The sequence below is a fragment of the Sphingomonas sp. GW821-FHT10F09 genome (assembly GCF_058809195.1).
Genome location: NZ_JBXASI010000005.1, coordinates 184,520 through 200,286 on the forward strand (window position 1 = coordinate 184,520; position 15,767 = coordinate 200,286).

General features: G+C 69.6%; 12 protein-coding genes and 1 tRNA gene. 7 read left to right on the forward strand and 6 right to left on the reverse strand.

The window, feature by feature from the left end; translation table 11 throughout:
* Positions 1–40 precede the first annotated feature (40 nt).
* Entirely contained in the window at positions 41–694 is a 654-nt protein-coding gene (locus tag AC1RTO_RS15880) for a response regulator (RefSeq protein WP_293874337.1), read from the reverse strand.
* A gap of 107 nt (positions 695–801) precedes the next feature.
* Between AC1RTO_RS15880 and AC1RTO_RS15885 the strand changes: the two genes are divergently transcribed.
* The 5 genes from AC1RTO_RS15885 (at position 802) to AC1RTO_RS15905 (ending at position 6,645) form a co-directional block, all read left to right on the forward strand.
* Positions 802–1,878: an ABC transporter substrate-binding protein gene (locus AC1RTO_RS15885; protein WP_493161774.1), complete on the forward strand. Its 1,077-nt coding sequence runs from the start codon at positions 802–804 to the stop codon at positions 1,876–1,878.
* Positions 1,875–3,347: an OprO/OprP family phosphate-selective porin gene (locus AC1RTO_RS15890; protein ID WP_493161775.1), complete on the forward strand. Its 1,473-nt coding sequence runs from the start codon at positions 1,875–1,877 to the stop codon at positions 3,345–3,347. The genes AC1RTO_RS15885 and AC1RTO_RS15890 overlap by 4 nt, the downstream gene beginning before the upstream one ends.
* 28 nt (positions 3,348–3,375) lie before the next feature.
* Positions 3,376–4,680 carry a CitMHS family transporter gene (locus tag AC1RTO_RS15895; RefSeq protein ID WP_493161776.1) on the forward strand — a complete coding sequence of 435 codons (1,305 nt, stop codon included), beginning with the start codon at positions 3,376–3,378 and terminating at the stop codon, positions 4,678–4,680.
* Between the two features lie 50 nt (positions 4,681–4,730).
* The gene (locus AC1RTO_RS15900; protein ID WP_493161872.1) at positions 4,731–5,363 is read left to right on the forward strand and encodes an alpha/beta fold hydrolase; all 633 of its coding nucleotides are present in this window, start codon (positions 4,731–4,733) and stop codon (positions 5,361–5,363) included.
* A gap of 73 nt (positions 5,364–5,436) precedes the next feature.
* On the forward strand, positions 5,437–6,645 hold the full coding sequence (locus AC1RTO_RS15905) for an SGNH/GDSL hydrolase family protein (RefSeq protein ID WP_493161777.1): 1,209 nt from the start codon (positions 5,437–5,439) through the stop codon (positions 6,643–6,645).
* 28 nt (positions 6,646–6,673) lie between these two features.
* Here the strand turns inward: AC1RTO_RS15905 and xylA are convergent, their stop codons facing one another.
* Genes xylA through AC1RTO_RS15920 form a run of 3 tightly spaced genes read right to left on the reverse strand, consistent with a single transcriptional unit; the run spans position 6,674 to position 9,576 of the window.
* On the reverse strand, positions 6,674–7,981 hold the full coding sequence (xylA, locus tag AC1RTO_RS15910; protein ID WP_493161778.1) for a xylose isomerase: 1,308 nt from the start codon (positions 7,979–7,981) through the stop codon (positions 6,674–6,676).
* A complete protein-coding gene (xylB, locus tag AC1RTO_RS15915) occupies positions 7,982–9,424 on the reverse strand; it encodes a xylulokinase (protein WP_493161779.1) in 1,443 nt (480 codons plus the stop codon).
* A complete protein-coding gene (locus AC1RTO_RS15920) occupies positions 9,424–9,576 on the reverse strand; it encodes a hypothetical protein (RefSeq protein WP_493161780.1) in 153 nt (50 codons plus the stop codon). Before AC1RTO_RS15920 ends, xylB begins: the two co-directional genes overlap by 1 nt.
* A gap of 191 nt (positions 9,577–9,767) precedes the next feature.
* Between AC1RTO_RS15920 and AC1RTO_RS15925 the strand changes: the two genes are divergently transcribed.
* Positions 9,768–10,847 (forward strand): LacI family DNA-binding transcriptional regulator, encoded by a 1,080-nt coding sequence (locus AC1RTO_RS15925; RefSeq protein WP_293874256.1) that lies wholly within the window; start codon positions 9,768–9,770, stop codon positions 10,845–10,847.
* 143 nt (positions 10,848–10,990) lie between these two features.
* On the forward strand, positions 10,991–12,415 hold the full coding sequence (locus AC1RTO_RS15930) for a sugar porter family MFS transporter (protein ID WP_493161873.1): 1,425 nt from the start codon (positions 10,991–10,993) through the stop codon (positions 12,413–12,415).
* A gap of 204 nt (positions 12,416–12,619) precedes the next feature.
* Here the strand turns inward: AC1RTO_RS15930 and AC1RTO_RS15935 are convergent, their stop codons facing one another.
* Positions 12,620–15,424: a hybrid sensor histidine kinase/response regulator gene (locus AC1RTO_RS15935; RefSeq protein ID WP_493161781.1), complete on the reverse strand. Its 2,805-nt coding sequence runs from the start codon at positions 15,422–15,424 to the stop codon at positions 12,620–12,622.
* Between the two features lie 229 nt (positions 15,425–15,653).
* Positions 15,654–15,740, reverse strand: a tRNA-Leu gene (locus AC1RTO_RS15940).
* Between the last annotated feature and the right edge of the window lie 27 nt (positions 15,741–15,767).

Genomic DNA, 15,767 nt, shown 5'->3' on the forward strand with positions numbered 1-15,767 from the left:
CTCGTTATCTGGCCGGTCATCTGGCCCGTCGTCCGGCCCGTCATCCGGCGTCGAGCAGATAGCCGACGCCGCGGATCGTGCGGATCTGCGGGCCGTCGGGGGCGAGCTTGCTGCGCAGCCGGGTGACGTTGACCTCGATCGCATTGGGGCCGACCGGCTCGTCATAGCCGAACACCTCCGCCAGCAGCAGCTCGCGCGGTACGACCTGTCCCGCCCGGGTGGCGAGCGCGTCGAGCACCGCCCATTCGCGCCGGCGCAGGTCGAGCGCGCGGCCCGCGACCTCCGCCTGGCCCGACGAGCGGTTCAGCGTCAACGCGCCGATCGTCACTGCCGCCGCCGGATCGCCGCCGCGGCGCCGCCCGAGCGCGCGCACCCGCGCCTCCAGCTCGACCGGTTCGAACGGCTTGCGCAGATAGTCGTCGGCGCCGAGGTCGAGCCCGCGCACCCGGTCGTCGAGCGCGTCGCGCGCGGTCAGCATCAGCACCGGCACCCGCTCGCCGCGCCGCCGCAGCCGTTCGAGCACCGTGAAGCCGTCGATATCGGGCAGGCCGACGTCGAGGATGACGAGCGCATAGGGTTCGCCCGACACCAGCGTCAGCGCTTCCTCGCCGCTGGCGGTGTGATCGACCGCATGGCCGCTGGCGCGCAGCAGCGCGGCGATGCTGCGGGCGAGCGCGGCATCGTCCTCGATCATCAGGATCCGCACGGGCGAAACCGGTGAAAGGTTGCTGACAGGTGCGCCTTGTATCCCACGGTGGCAGCTTATCCGATCACAGAAGCGGAAAAGCGAGAGGAGCCGGGATGAGGTCTGTCCTATTTCTGACGATGACGTGGCTGACGGTCGCCGTACCAGCGCAGGCCCAGTTGCGTCCAGCCGGCTATCCACGCTCCTATGACGCGTTGATCGCGACGGCGAAGGCCGAGCGCGGGCTCACCATCTACGGCAATGCCGATCGCGCCGAACTGGTCGGCGTCGTCGCCGCCTTCCGCCGTGCCTATCCGGGGATCGCGGTGCGCTACGCCGATCTCGGCTCGCTCGACATCTATCGCCGGCTGGTCACCGAAACGCGGGCGAAGCGCCCCTCCGCCGACCTCGTCTGGTCGTCGGCGATGGCATTGCAGGTCAAGCTCATCAACGACGGCTATGCGCAGAGCTATGCCAGCCCGGAAAAGCCGGCGCTGCCGCCGCAGGCGGTGTGGAAGAACATGGGCTATGGCGTCACCGCCGAGCCGATCGGCATCGTCTACAACCGGCGCCTGATCCCCGATGCGCAGATGCCGCGCAGCCATGCCGCGCTGGAGGCGATGCTGCGCCAGCGGCGCGTCGCGTTCACCGGCAAGGTGACGACCTTCGATCCCGCGCGCTCCAACGTCGGCTATCTTTATCTGGCGCAGGACATGGCGATCACCCGCGACAGCCGTGCGCTGCTGCGCGCGATCGCCGCGACCCGGCCGGTGCTGCAGGCGAACACCGAACCGATGCTCGCCGCGGTCGCCGCGGGGAAGCAGGCGATCGCCTATAACGTCATCGGATCCTATGCGCTGGAACAGGCGAAGCGTGATCCTCGCCTGGGCGTCGTGCTGCCCGCGGATTTCACCATCGTCACCTCGCGCATCGCCTTTATCGCGCGCGATGCGCGGGCGCCGGCGAGCGCGCGGCTGTTCCTCGATTTCCTGCTGTCGCGGCGTGGCCAGAGCCTGCTCGCCGCGCGCAGCCTGTGGCCGGTGCGCACCGACGTGCCGGCGCGGCGGCTGCCCGCGGCGCAAGCACGCCCGATCCGCGTCGGGCCGCAATTGCTCGTCCACCTCGACCGCATCACCCGCCAGCGCTTCCTGCGCGACTGGCAGGCCATCCTTGCCGGAGCCCCGACCCCATGATCCTGCGTACCGGGAGCGCCCTGTTGGCGCTCGTCATCGCCACGCCTGCGCTCGCGCAGACGCCCGTCCCGTCCGACCTCGCCGAACTTGTCCGCGCGCAGGCGGCGGAGATCGCGGCGCTGAAGGCGCGGCTCGACCGGCTGGAGGGGCAGCAGACGGTGGCGGCTGCAGCCCCCACGCCCACGCCTGCACCCACCCCGGCGCAGGTCGCGCAGGCCGAGCCGCGGCGGACCGTGCCGTTCGCGCCGCAGCTGGTGCCGCCCGGGCCCGCCGACCGCGACGTGACGCAGGCGCTGGCGGCGCGCGACAATCCGTCGGGGATCACCACCGAATGGGGATCGGGGCTGCCCGTGTTCCACTCCGCGGACGGCGTCTACACGTTCAAGCCGCGCGGCCGCATCCTTGCCGACGTCAGCAGCACCTTCGGGTCGAAGTCCGACAGCCGCAACCTGACGACCACCGGGATGCGCGCGCTGCGCCTCGGCCTCGAAGGCGGGGTCGGCACGCATTTCTTCTACCAGATGGAGGCGGATTTCTCGGAGAACGAGGTCGACGTCGTCACCGCCTTCATGGGCTGGCGCGACCGGATCAGGCCGGGCCTCGACTATGACGTGCGCGCCGGCCACCTGTTCAACGACCGCGGCTTCGAAGGGTCGACGGGGTCGGATTCGACGCCGTTCCTCGAGCGCACCACGGTCGCCACCGCAATTATCCCGCAGCGTGGCTTCTACGGTATCGGCATCATGCCGCGGCTGTTCTGGAAGACCGGCCACGCCTCGCTGACCGTCACCGGCGACCGCGTCGACGGCACGCAGGCGGTCAGCGACGGGCGGACGATCCTGGGCCGCGCGCACTGGAATCCGGTCAAGACCGAGGACACGGTCCTCCATCTGGGCCTCTGGGGCTTCGATGAGAGCCTGTCGTCCGCGGCAACCACGCTCACCCGCAACACGGTGATCGGCGGGCGGTTCAACGGTGGTCTGCGGGTATCGACCGGGCCGCTGCTCGGCGGCACCGGCACGACCGGCTACGGCCTCGAATTCGGCGGCTATCGCGGGCCGGCGTGGGTGATGGCGGAGGCGGGCCGGCGCGACGCGCGGCTCGATGCCGGCCGTCCCGATTTCACCAGCAAGGCGTGGAGCCTGTCGGGCGGGTTCTTCCTCACCGGCGACCTGCCGCCGTACAATCCCCGGCTCGGCAGCTTCGGCCAGCCCAAGGTGCTCAAGCCCACCTTCGACGGCGGTCCCGGCGCGATCGAGCTGACCGCGCGCTACGAGAGCCTCGATTACACCGATCTCGTCACCGGCGGCGAGGGCTGGGCGGGGACGCTGGGCGTCAATTGGTATCTCAACAGCTTCACCCGGTTCCAGGTCAACGCGATCCACTGGAACACCGACAACCGCAGCGGCGCGGTGACCGGCAGCGACGACGGCGAGACCGTCAGCGCCCGCGTCGCCGTCACCTTCTGACCTTTCCGACCTCGAGGACCTAACGCCCATGAATCTGGCGCTGCTCGGCTTCCTGATGGTGGCCACCTTCATGACGCTCATCATGACCCGGCGGATGACGCCGCTGGTCGCGCTGATCGTCATCCCGACGATCTTCGGCATCGTCGCCGGCCAGGCCGCGGGCCTGGGCGACATGATGATCGACGGGATCAAGAACCTCGCGCCGACCGGCGTGATGCTGCTGTTCGCGATCCTGTTCTTCTCGACGATGACCGATACCGGATTGTTCGATCCGCTGGTCGGCAAGCTCATCCAGCTGGTCCATGGCGACCCGACCCGCATCCTGCTGGGGACGGTGGTGCTGTGCGCGCTGGTCAGCCTCGATGGCGACGGATCGACGACCTATATCATTACGATCGCCGCGCTTCTGCCGCTTTACAAGCGCTACGACATGAACCGGCTGTACCTGTGCTGCCTGTTGATGGCGACCAGCGGCATCATGAACCTGACGCCATGGGGCGGACCGACCGCGCGCGCGGCGAGCGCGCTGAAGCTCGATCCCGCGACGCTGTTCCTGCCGCTGATCCCCGGCATGATCGCAGGGCTCGCCGGCCTGCTCGCGCTCGCCGTGTGGTTCGGCCGCAAGGAGCGCGCGCGCATCGGTACGGTCGAGACGCGCGAGGAGGCGGAGTTCACCGGCATGGCCGTGTCGCAATATCCCGAGGCGCGGCGGCCGCGGCTGATCTGGTTCAACGGGCTGCTGGTGCTGACGCTGCTGACGCTGCTGGTCTGGGGGCTGCTGCCGCTGTCGGTGCTGATGATGATCGCCTTCGCGATCGCGATGATCGTCAACTATCCCGGCGTCGCCGAACAGAAGGAGCGGATCGCCGCGCATGCCGGCAACGTGCTGTCGGTCGTGTCGCTGATCTTCGCCGCGGGCATCTTCACCGGCATCCTCGGCGGCACCGGCATGGTCGAGGCGATGAGCAAGGAGGTGGTCGGCATGATCCCGCCGGCGCTGGGGCCGTATATGGCGCCGATCACCGCCGCGCTCAGCCTGCCCTTCACCTTCTTCATCTCCAATGACGCCTTCTATTTCGGGATGCTGCCGATCCTGGCGGAGGCGGGCGCGCATTACGGCGTGTCGCCGATGGCGATCGCGCGTGCGTCGCTGATGGGGCAGCCGGTGCATCTGCTCAGCCCGCTGGTTCCCTCGACCTATCTGCTGGTCAGCCTCGCTGGCATCGACCTGGCCGATCATCAGAGGTTCACGCTGCTGCCCGCCACGCTGGTGTGCGTCGTGATGACGCTGGTCGGCATGATCGCGCTCGCCTTTCCGTTCGTGGCGGGCTGAGCGTGGCGGCGCTTCGCAGAAGCCACGCGGATCACCCGCGCGCGCCGTTGATGCTGCTACCCGCGATGGGCTGCGACGGGCAATTATGGGCGCGGCAGATCATGGATCTGGGCGACGTAGCCGAGCCCGAGTTCGGCGACCTGTCGCAGGATGCGACGATCGCGGCGATGGCGGCACGGGTGCTCGCCGATGCGCCGCCGCGCTTCGCGGTCGCGGGCGTCAGCCTGGGCGGGTACGTCGCGCTCGAATTGCTGCGGCAGGCGCCGGCGCGGGTGACGCGCATCGCGCTGTTCGGCACGCGCGCGTCGATGGAGGCGCGGACGCGCTCGGTCGGCGATCAGGGATCGATCGCGACCGCGCCGCATGCCGATCCGCAGCTGTCGGCGATCGTCAGCGGCCCGGCGGCGGCGATGGCGGAGCGCGTCGGCCCCGCCGTCTTCGCCCGCCAGCAACGCGCCCTGCTCGCCCGTCCCGACATCGCCGAGGCGATCGCGGCGATTCGCGTGCCGACGCTGGTCGCGGTCGGCGATCGCGACCGGATCTGCACGCCCGACGATGCGCTGGCGTTGGCGAAGCTGATCCCGCACGCACATTTCCATATGCTGCGGTCCTGCGGGCATCTGTCGCCGATGGAGCGGCCGGGCGAGGTGACGCAATTGCTGCGCGACTGGCTGCGCGGCTAGCGACGCCATAACCGCTTGCGCGCCGGGGGGCGGGGCATCCAGAAGGGTGTCCGTTCCCCGGAAGGATCCGCGCATGCTGTCGTCGCTGTTGCCCGCCCTGTTGCTCGCCGCCGCACCGGCCCCCGCACCGGCCGCCGCCTGTCCGTGGCAGGCGAGCTGGGGAACGTCGGTGATGCAGCCGGGGGCCGACTCGACCTTGCCCGCCGGTCGGCTCGCCGATGCGACGCTGCGGCAGGTGATGCGGGTCAGCGTTGGCGGCGACAGCGTGCGGGTGCGGCTGTCCAACGCCTTCGGCCGCGCGCCGCTGCGCATCGACGGCGCCGCGATCGGCCGGGTCGCGACGAACACCGCCGCGGCGCTGGTGCCGGGCAGCAACCACGCGCTGACCTTCGCCGGGCGCGCCGACGTGCTGGTCCCCGCGGGCGCGGACTGGTGGAGCGATCCGGTCTCGCTGCCGGTCGCCGCCTTCGCCGATCTGGCGGTCAGCCTGCATCTGCCCGAGGACCCCGAGGGGCAGACCGGCCATCCCGGATCGCGCGCTACGTCGTATCTGGCGAAGGGCGCGCATGTCGCCGATACCGCGCTGCCGGGTGCGGATACGACGCCGCACTGGTTCTTCGTCGGCGGTATCGAGGTGCGCCGATGCGGCAGCGTGCGCGGGATCGTCGCGTTCGGCGATTCGATCACCGACGGCCATGGCGTGGCGATCGATTCGAACGAGCGCTGGACCGACGCGCTCGCGCGCAGGCTGGGCGGCCGCCGGGCGGTCGTCAATCAGGGGATCAGCGGCAACCGCATCCTGCGCGACGGCACCGGGCCGAACGCGCTCGCCCGCTTCGAACGCGACGTGCTGTCGCAGGCGGGCGTCGGCCATGTCGTGCTGCTGGAGGGGATCAACGACGTCGGCGTGCTGCAGCGCGACGCCCCGGCACGGGTGGCCGAACAGGATGCGCTGATCGCGCAGGTGACGGCGGGCTATGCGCAGATGGTCGCGCGGGCGCACCAGCGCGGGATCCGGGTCTATGGCGGTACGATCCTGCCGTTCATGGCGAACCGCTATTACCATCCCGATGCGGCGTCGGAGCGGATGCGCCAAGCGATCAACGCCTGGATCCGCACCCCCGGACATTTCGATGCGGTGATCGATTTCGACGCGGCGCTGCGCGATCCGGCCCGCCCAGCCTATCTCGCCCCCGCCTATGACAGCGGCGACGGCCTGCACCCCGGTGCCGCCGGCTATCGCGCGATGGCCGACGCGGTGCCGGTGACGCTGTTCCGCTAGCGTCGACCGGCACCGCCGTCCGGATCGGTCAGACGAAGCGGTTGACGAGATTCTCCAGCCGCTCCTGCCGGCCCGAACGCGGCTTCGGATCGATCGCGCGTGCGACGGCGAGATCGGCGATGCCGGCGAGGTCGAGGTCGGCGATCGCGCTGCCGAAGTCGCCGGTCCAGCCGGCATAGCGTTCGGTCCGGGCCGCATCGAGCCGCCCGTCCTCGATCAGCGCGGCGGCGTTGAGCAGCCCCTTCGCCACCACGTCCATGCCGCCGATATGACCGTGGAACAGGTCGACCGCGTCGATCGACTGGCGGCGCACCTTGGCATCGAAGTTGAACCCGCCGGTGGTGAAGCCGCCCGCGCGCAGAATCTCCAGCATCACCAGCGTCATCTCCTCGACCGAGTTCGGGAATTGGTCGGTATCCCAGCCGTTCTGCGGATCGCCGCGATTGGCGTCGATCGAACCGAAGATGCCGAGCGCGCTCGCGGTTGCGATCTCATGCTCGAACGTGTGGCCCGACAGCGTGGCGTGGTTCGCCTCGATGTTGACGCGCACCTCGTTCTCGAGGCCGTAACGCTTGAGGAAGCCGTACACGGTCGCGGTGTCGAAGTCGTATTGGTGTTTGGTCGGCTCATGCGGCTTGGGTTCGATCAGGATCGTGCCGGTGAAGCCGATCCTGTGCTTGTGTTCGACCACGAGGCTGAGGAAGCGGCCGAGATTGTCGAGCTCGCGCTTCATGTCGGTGTTGAGCAACGTCTCATAGCCTTCGCGGCCGCCCCACAGCACGTAGTTCTGGCCGCCGAGCCGGTGCGTCGCCTCCAGCGCGTCGCGGACCTGCATCGCACCGAACGCGAACACCTCCGGATCGGGGTTGGTCGCGCCGCCGGCGGCGAAACGGGGGTGGCTGAATAGGTTGGCGGTGCCCCACAGCAATTTGCGGCCCGATGCCGCCTGCAACCGCTCGAGGTGGTCGACCGCCTCGGCGAACGAACGGCGGTGTTCGGCGACATTGCCGGCATCGGCCATCACGTCGACGTCGTGGAAGCAGTAATAAGGCACGTCGAGCTTCGAGAAGAAATCGAACGCGACCTCGCGTTTCTGCGCCGCGGCGGCGTCGTCGTTGGCACCGCGATGCCACGGCCGGTCGAAGGTGCCGCCGCCGAACACGTCGCTGCCCGGCCAGCAGAAGCTATGCCAGAAACAGGCGGCGAAGCGCAGATGCTCGGCCATCGTCTTGCCGAGGACGACACAGTCCTTGTCGTAGAAGCGATAGGCGAGGTCGTTGTCGCTGTCCGGCCCTTCGTAGCGGATTTGCGGAATGTCGGCGAAGAAGTCGGCCATCTAGAGGGTCCTTATGCGGGGATAGGCGTCGCGGAAGGCGGCGTATTTGGGGGCGAGGCGGTCGACGAGCGCCGGATCGGGGGCGATGACGTGGCTGACCGGCGGCGGCTGGCAGACGTCGGCGGGGGTGCCGCCGTCGACCGCGATCTGCGCGAGCCGGGCGGCGCCGAGCGCGGGGCCGACCTCGCCGCCCTTCAGATAGACGAGCTCGACGTTCATCGCGGCGGCGAGCGTTTCGCCCCAATAGCGCGAGCGGGCGCCGCCGCCGATCACCGACAGCCGCTCGACCGTCGTGCCGGCGTCGCGGACGACGCTGAGGCCGTCGGCAAGCGCGAAGCCGACCCCCTCCAGCACCGCCTGCGCGAGGGCATCGGGGCCGCTGTCGTTGTCGAGGCGGAGGAAGGCGCCGCGCACCTGCGCATCGTTGTGCGGGGTGCGTTCGCCGGACAGATAGGGGAGGAAGAGTTCGGGACCGGAGGCCGGGCCGGCGCGCTCGGCCCGCGCGAACAGGTCGGCGGCGCCGTTCGCGCCGGTGAGCCGCGCGACCCAGTCGATACAGGCGGCGGCGGAGAGGTGGACCGCCATCTGGTGCCACATTGCCGGCACGCAATGGCAGAAGGCGTGGACCGCGCCGGCGACATTGGGGCGGAAGCCGTCGGTGGCGACGAAGATCACCCCCGACGTGCCGAGCGACAACAGGGCATCGCCGTCGCGCACCGCGCCGACGCCGGCCGCGCCCGCAGCATTGTCGCCGCCGCCGCCCGCTACGGGGACCTGGTCCATCCCCCAGTCGGCGGCTACGTCGGGGCGCAGGCGATCGGTCGCGGCGCTGCCCTCGACCAGCCGCGGCATCTGTTCCTCGCCGAGGCCGGTGGCGGCAAGCAGCGTGTCGCTCCACCGGCGTTTCGCGACGTCGAGCCACAGCGTGCCGGCGGAATCCGACACGTCTGACGCCTTGTCGCCGGTCATCCGCAGCCGGACGTAATCCTTGGGCAGCAGCACGGTGGCGATGGCATTGAATACGTGTGGTTCGTGATGGCGGACCCATTGCAGCTTGGGCGCGGTGAAGCCCGGCATGACGAGGTTGCCGCCGATCGCGTGAAAGGCTGGCGTCGTCGCCTCCAGCTCCGCGCATTCGGCGGCGGAGCGGCCGTCGTTCCACAGGATCGCGGGGCGCAGCGGCCGGTCGTCCGCGCCGAGCAGCGTCGCGCCGTGCATCTGCCCGGCAAGGCCGATGCCGCGCACCTGCCGCCGTATCGCGGGATCGATCCCCTGCACGGCGGCGCTGGTCGCATCCCACCAGGCGTCGGGGTCCTGTTCCGACCAGCCTGGACGGGGGCGCTGCACGGTCAGCGCGGCGGTGGCTTGCCCGACGACGGTGCCGGCGGTGTCGAGCACCACTGCCTTCACGCCGGACGTGCCGATATCGATGCCGAGGAACATCAGTTGGCGAACGGAGCGAGCGCGCCGGGGATGGTCGCGACCGGCGGTTGCGAGCGATACCGTCGGTCATCGGGACTGCGCGGCTCGTGGGCGCCTGCGGCGCCGGCCGCGAGGGCGGCGATCGCCAGGCACAGCGTCATATGGTGGGGCATGGCCCGTCATCCTTCCTGTCCGACGGCCTTCTGGCGAGGCCTGCGTTACCGCCGATGCGGTTTAGATAGCGCTACCATATGACGACGTTTGCCGGCGCGCAAGGCATATGCGGTACGGGGGCGCTCTTGCTCCGCCTGCCGCTTGCGTCCATGCCTGTCCGGTTTCCTCTCCGGATTGGCCGACCCGCCGCATGCGCCCACCCACCGCCGCCCCGCCCCGTTCCTCCCGCCGCTCGGGGTCCGCCCCGACGATCAGCGACGTGGCGCGGCGCGCGGGCGTGTCGCCGATGACCGTGTCGCGCGTCATCAACGGCGAGACCAACGTGCGTCCGACGACGCGCGAGGCGGTGAATGCGGCGATCAGCGCGCTCAATTACGCGCCCAATCCGGCGGCGCGCAGCCTGGCGGGGGCGGGGCCGGCGCGGATCGGCCTGCTCTACAGCAACCCCAGCGCCGGCTTCCTCAGCGAATTCCTGCTCGGCAGCCTCGATCAGGCGAGCCGCAGCGACGTGCAGATCGTCGTCGAGAAATGCGATCTCGGCGACCATGAGCTGGAGGTCGCGCAGCATCTGGTCGACGGCGGCATCGACGGCATCATCCTGCCGCCGCCGCTGTGCGAGGCCCCGGCGCTGCTCGCGCTGCTCGCCGCGGCGAACGTGCCGACGATCGCGGTGGCGACTGGCCTGCCCGCCGCGAGCCAGCTCGCGATTCGCATCGACGACCGCGAGGCGGCGGCGACGATGACGCGGCATATCATGGACCTGGGCCATCGCCGCATCGGCTTCATCAAGGGCAATCCGAACCTGTCCGCCAGCGACCAGCGCCTTGAAGGCTATCGCGAGGCGCTGACCGCCGCCGACATCCCGGTCGATCCGGCCCTGATCGTCGACGGATTGTTCACCTATCTCTCCGGCCTCGATGCCGCCGAGCAACTGCTCGAACAGGACGATCCGCCGACCGCGATCTTCTCGTCCAACGACGACATGGCGGCGGCGACGGTGGCGGTGGCGCATCGCCGCGGGCTCGACGTGCCGGGCGACCTGACGGTGTGCGGGTTTGACGACACGACGCTGTCGACCGCGATCTGGCCGGAACTGACCACGATCCACCAGCCGATCGCCGACATGGCGCGCGCCGCGGTCGAGCTGCTCGTCGGCACGCTGCGCCGGCAGAAGGGCGGCGAGGGCATGCCGCAGCAGCAGGTGCTCGACTACACGCTGATCCGCCGCCAGTCGGACGCGCCGCCACGGCGCCGGCCGCGCGCGCGCTGAGCGCCGCCCCACCCGCGCACGCCGCTTGACGCGGGGCCGGATGGTGATAGCGTTACCAGAATAAGGTGCGGTCCATCGCCGGCGAACAGGCTCGCCCGCGGTTCGACACGCGCCGGCCGGCGCCCGCCGGTGGAGGAGAGACGATGACGGACAGCGCGCGCGCGGCGGGGGGCACCGCCACCAATCACGGTTTCATCGCGGCGATCGTCGCGGTCGCCACGATCGGCGGTTTCATGTTCGGCTATGATTCGGGGGTTATCAACGGCACCCAGAAGGGGCTGGAGGCGGCGTTCGACCTCGGCCGGCTGGGCATCGGCGTCAACGTCGGCGCGATCCTGGTCGGATCGGCGATCGGCGCGTTCGGGGCGGGGCGGCTGGCCGATGCGATCGGGCGGCGCAACGTGATGATGATCGCCGCCTTCCTGTTCCTCGTCAGCGCGGTGCTGGCGGGCGCCGCCAACGGATCGGTCGTCTTCATCATCGCACGCATCATCGGCGGCCTCGGCGTCGGCGCGGCGAGCGTGATCTCTCCCGTCTATATCTCCGAAGTCACCCCCGCCTCGATCCGCGGCCGGCTGTCGAGCGTGCAGCAGGTGATGATCATCACCGGCCTGACCGGCGCGTTCGTCGCGAACTTCGCGCTCGCGCGCTATGCCGGCGGATCGACGGCGGACTTCTGGCTCGGCTTTCCGGCGTGGCGCTGGATGTTCTGGCTGCAGGCGATCCCGGCGGCGATCTATCTCGTCGCGCTGCTGGTGATCCCGGAAAGCCCGCGCTTCCTCGTCGCCAAGGGCCGCGATGCCGAGGCGCATGTGGTGCTCACCCGCCTGTTCGGCAGCGCGGAGGCGGACCGCAAGGTCGGCGAGATCCGCCGCAGCCTCGCCGCGGATCACCATAAGCCCAGGCTGTCCGACCTGCGCGACAAGACGACGGGCAAGATCCGCCCGATCCTGTGGGCGGGGATCGGCCTTGCCGTGTTCCAGCAGTTCGTCGGCATCAACGTCGTCTTCTATTATGGGGCGGTGCTGTGGGAGGCGGTCGGCTTCACCGAAGACAATGCGTTGCAGATCAACATCCTGTCGGGCGTGCTGTCGATCGCGGCGTGCCTGTTCACGATCCTGACGGTCGACCGGATCGGCCGCAAGCCGCTGCTGCTGGTCGGATCGGCGGGGATGGCGGTGACGCTGGCGGTGGTCGCCTATGCCTTTTCAACCGCGGTCACCGATGCGGCGGGTGCGGTGTCGCTGCCGGGCAACAACGGCATCCTCGCGCTGGTCGCGGCCAATCTGTACGTCATCTTCTTCAACGCCAGCTGGGGCCCGGTGATGTGGGTGATGCTGGGCGAGATGTTCCCCAACCAGATCCGCGGATCGGGGCTGGCGGTGTCGGGCTTCGCGCAGTGGATCGCCAATGCCGCTATCTCGGTCAGCTTCCCGGCGCTGGCGGTGTCGCCGGGGCTGTCGGCGACCTATTTCGGCTATGCCTTCTTCGCGGCGGTGTCGTTCTTCTTCGTGAGGGCGATGGTCAACGAAACCCGCGGGCGCGAGCTGGAGGATATGGCGGGGTAGATCGGATCGACGGTCTGGTTCGCGCCGAGGCGCGGAGGACGCGGAGGTGTCCCGTATGGGGAAGCGTGGCCCTGTCATCACGACGGCGTGATGGGAGGGCCGTGGATGAGGCGAGGGCAACACCTCCGCGTCCTCTGCGCCTCTGCGCGAACAGCTTATGTTATTCAGCAATGACTGGAGAACCGGTTCAGGCGCCGGCGTCCCTCATCCCTCGGTGCCGATGATGTCGCGGATGCGGGTCGCCAGTGCGTCGATCGCGAAGGGCTTGGTTATCATCTCCATGCCCGGATCGAGGAAGCCGTTGGCGACCGCCGCATTTTCCGCATAGCCGGTCATGAACAGGATCTTCAGCCCCGGCCGGTGCTGGCGCGCGGCATCGGCCAGCTGGCGTCCGTTCAGCCCGGGCAGGCCGACGTCGGTGACGAGCAGGTCGATGTGCATCGACGATTGCAGCAGCTGGAGCCCGGAGGGGCCGTCGCTCGCCTCGATCGCGCGATAGCCGAGCTCCTGCAGCAGCTCGACGACGAGGTCGCGCACCGCGGTTTCGTCCTCGACGACGAGCACCACCTCGCCATGCTCGGCGCGATGCTCTTCCGTCAGGCCGGCGGCATCGGGTTCGTCCTGATCGGCGGCGCCGTGATGACGCGGAAGGTAGAGCTTGATCGTGCTGCCCTGGCCGAGCTCGGAATAGATGCGCGCATAGCCTTCCGACTGGCGCGCGAAGCCATAGATCATCGACAGGCCGAGCCCGGTCCCCTGACCGATCGGCTTGGTGGTGAAAAAGGGTTCGAACGCCTTCTCGATCGTCTCGCGCGTCATGCCCGTGCCGGTGTCGGTGACGCAGATGCAGACGTACTGGCCGGGGCGGACGTCGCGCTGGCGGGCGGCATAGGCGCCGTCGAGGTGCGCGTTGCAGGTCTCGATCGTCAGGATGCCGCCCGTCGGCATCGCGTCGCGCGCGTTGATCGCGAGGTTGAGGATCGCGCTTTCGAGCTGGTGCGGATCGCACAGCGTCTGCCACAGCCCGCCGGCGGTGACGATCTCCAGCCGCACGGCCTCGCCGATCGTCCGGCGCAGCAGCTCCTCCATACCGGTGACCAGCCGGTTGGCGTTGACCGGTTTGGGATCGAGCGGCTGGCGGCGCGAGAAGGCGAGCAGACGATGCGTCAGCGCCGCGGCGCGGTTGGCGGAGGTCATCGCGGTGGTCGCGTAGCGTTCGATCCGGTCCAGCTCGCCGCGCGCGATCCGCCGCTGCATCATGTCGAGCGAGCCGATCACCCCGGTCAGCAGATTGTTGAAATCATGCGCGATGCCGCCGGTCAGCTGGCCCACCGCCTCCATCTTCTGTGCCTGCCGCAGCTGTTCCTGCGCCGCCTCCAGCGCGAGCTGCCGTTCGCGTTCGGCGGTGACGTCGCGGCCGACCGCATGGATCAGGCCGGCACCGGGCACCGCGGTCCAGGAGATCCACCGATAGCCGTCGTTGCGAGTGCGATAACGGTTCTCGAAGCGGCCGATCGTCGTCCCGTCCGACAAGGCGGCCGCCGCATCGGTGGTGGCGGCGCGGTCGTCGGGGTGGACGAGGTCGAGGAACGAATGGCCGATCAGGTCCTGCTCCTGCCAGCCGAGCAGGGCGGTCCAGGCCGGATTGACCGCGGTGATCGTGCCGTCGAACTGCGCGACCAGCATGATGTCGGTCGACAGCCGCCACATGCGGTCGCGATCGGCGGTGCGTTCGGCGACCTGTGCCTCCAGCGTCTCGTTGAGCTGGCGCAGCTGCTCCTCGGCATTGCGCCGGGCCGAGATGTCGTTGAACAGGATGGCGACGCGGCGGTCGTCCGCCTCGCCGATGCGGAAGGCATAGACGTCGAACCAACGGCCGAGCGCGATCGAGCCCTGTTCGAACCGTTCCGGCACGCCGGTGCGCGCGACGCGGCCGTAGATCTCGTACCATTCCTCCTCCAGCGCCGGCGCTGCCTCGCGCAGCCAGCGGCCGATCACGTCTTCGGGAAAGCCGGTCTGGCGGTGGAAGGCGGGGTTCGCCTCGATCACCCGATAGTCGATGCGCGCGTCCAGCCGCACCTCGACGACGCAGAAGCCCGATTCGATCGATTCAAATAACGTGCGGTAGCGGGCCTCGCTCTGGCGCAATCGCTCGCCCATCCGACGGCGTTCGGTGAGGTCGAGCATCGCGCCGATCATGCGCACCGCGGTGCCGGATTCGTCGCGCAGCACCGTGCCGCGGTCGAAGACATGTGCGTGGCTGCCGTCGGCGCGGCGGAATCGGTATTCCGCGGACCAGTTGACCCCGTCGCTGTCGCCGTCGCCGTCGGCCTCTCCGTCGATGACGGCGTGGATGCTGTCGCCGACCCGCTGGCGATCGTCGGGGTGGATATGGTCGAGCCACCAGTCGGCGTCGGTGTCGCGCCGCGGATGGCCAAACAGCGCGGTGAGCGCCGCATTCCAGATCACATGGCCGTCGGCCATGCGCCAGTCCCAGACCGCGTCGTTGGTGGCGCGGGCCACCAGCCGATAGCGCTCCTCCGTCTCGCGCCGCGCCTCTTCGATACGAACGCCGCTGCGTGCGCCCGCGTCGGGCGACGGGGTGCAGGAGGCGAAGGCGCCGACGACGTTCCCGTCGCCATCCCGCACGGGGGTGCAGGAGAGCGCGGTGCCGGGTCGGCGATGACTGGCGGGTTCGCCAGCAAAGGCGCGTTCGATCAGCGGCGCGAGATCGGCGTCGACGTCGCGCGCATCCAGGCCGAGCGCGGCCGGATGCCGCGTCGCGAGCATGCCGGCATAGGCCTGGTTATGGATCAGCGTACGCTGCGGCCCCCAGGCGACGGCCATCGCCTGGTCCGATCCCAGCATCAGTCCGACCAGCGTCCGCAACGGCTGCGGCCACGCATCGGGCGGCCCGAGCGGCGAGGCGGCCCAATCGTGCTGTGCGATCGGTATCGCCATGGGGTCACGCATCCGCGCGATCTGTTCACGAAAGGAAGGGGTCGACATGCGGGGGGCACCATCCTCTTGCGCCAGCGCCGATGCAACCGGTTACGTGCCCGCCCTTAGGTGATCGCCAAAGCGACGTCATCCATTGGCAGGGGGCAAAAAAGACTTCGCTGGGGTCGCGATCCGCAACTGCGCTGCGGCCCGCAGATCAGCGGAAAGCGCGAGACCCGCAGAGGGGAGCGATGTTCGGGTTCTCTACTGTCCGCGGATCACCCGCAGGCAGGAAAAATGGTGCCCAGAAGAGGACTCGAACCTCCACGACCTTGCGATCGCCAGCACCTGAAGCTGGTGCGTCTACCAATTCCGCCATCTGGGCACGGGGTAGGCGGCGGCCTTTAGGGGG

Excerpts from the sequence above, each read along its gene's own strand:
- AC1RTO_RS15880 (WP_293874337.1), bottom strand. The coding sequence starts at position 694 with ATGATCGAGGACGATGCCGCGCTCGCCCGCAGCATCGCCGCGCTGCTG.
- AC1RTO_RS15885 (WP_493161774.1), top strand. The coding sequence starts at position 802 with ATGAGGTCTGTCCTATTTCTGACGATGACGTGGCTGACGGTCGCCGTA.
- AC1RTO_RS15890 (WP_493161775.1), top strand. The coding sequence starts at position 1,875 with ATGATCCTGCGTACCGGGAGCGCCCTGTTGGCGCTCGTCATCGCCACG.
- AC1RTO_RS15895 (WP_493161776.1), top strand. The coding sequence starts at position 3,376 with ATGAATCTGGCGCTGCTCGGCTTCCTGATGGTGGCCACCTTCATGACG.
- AC1RTO_RS15900 (WP_493161872.1), top strand. The coding sequence starts at position 4,731 with ATGCTGCTACCCGCGATGGGCTGCGACGGGCAATTATGGGCGCGGCAG.
- AC1RTO_RS15905 (WP_493161777.1), top strand. The coding sequence starts at position 5,437 with ATGCTGTCGTCGCTGTTGCCCGCCCTGTTGCTCGCCGCCGCACCGGCC.
- xylA (WP_493161778.1), bottom strand. The coding sequence starts at position 7,981 with ATGGCCGACTTCTTCGCCGACATTCCGCAAATCCGCTACGAAGGGCCG.
- xylB (WP_493161779.1), bottom strand. The coding sequence starts at position 9,424 with ATGTTCCTCGGCATCGATATCGGCACGTCCGGCGTGAAGGCAGTGGTG.
- AC1RTO_RS15920 (WP_493161780.1), bottom strand. The coding sequence starts at position 9,576 with ATGCCCCACCATATGACGCTGTGCCTGGCGATCGCCGCCCTCGCGGCC.
- AC1RTO_RS15925 (WP_293874256.1), top strand. The coding sequence starts at position 9,768 with ATGCGCCCACCCACCGCCGCCCCGCCCCGTTCCTCCCGCCGCTCGGGG.
- AC1RTO_RS15930 (WP_493161873.1), top strand. The coding sequence starts at position 10,991 with ATGACGGACAGCGCGCGCGCGGCGGGGGGCACCGCCACCAATCACGGT.
- AC1RTO_RS15935 (WP_493161781.1), bottom strand. The coding sequence starts at position 15,424 with ATGTCGACCCCTTCCTTTCGTGAACAGATCGCGCGGATGCGTGACCCC.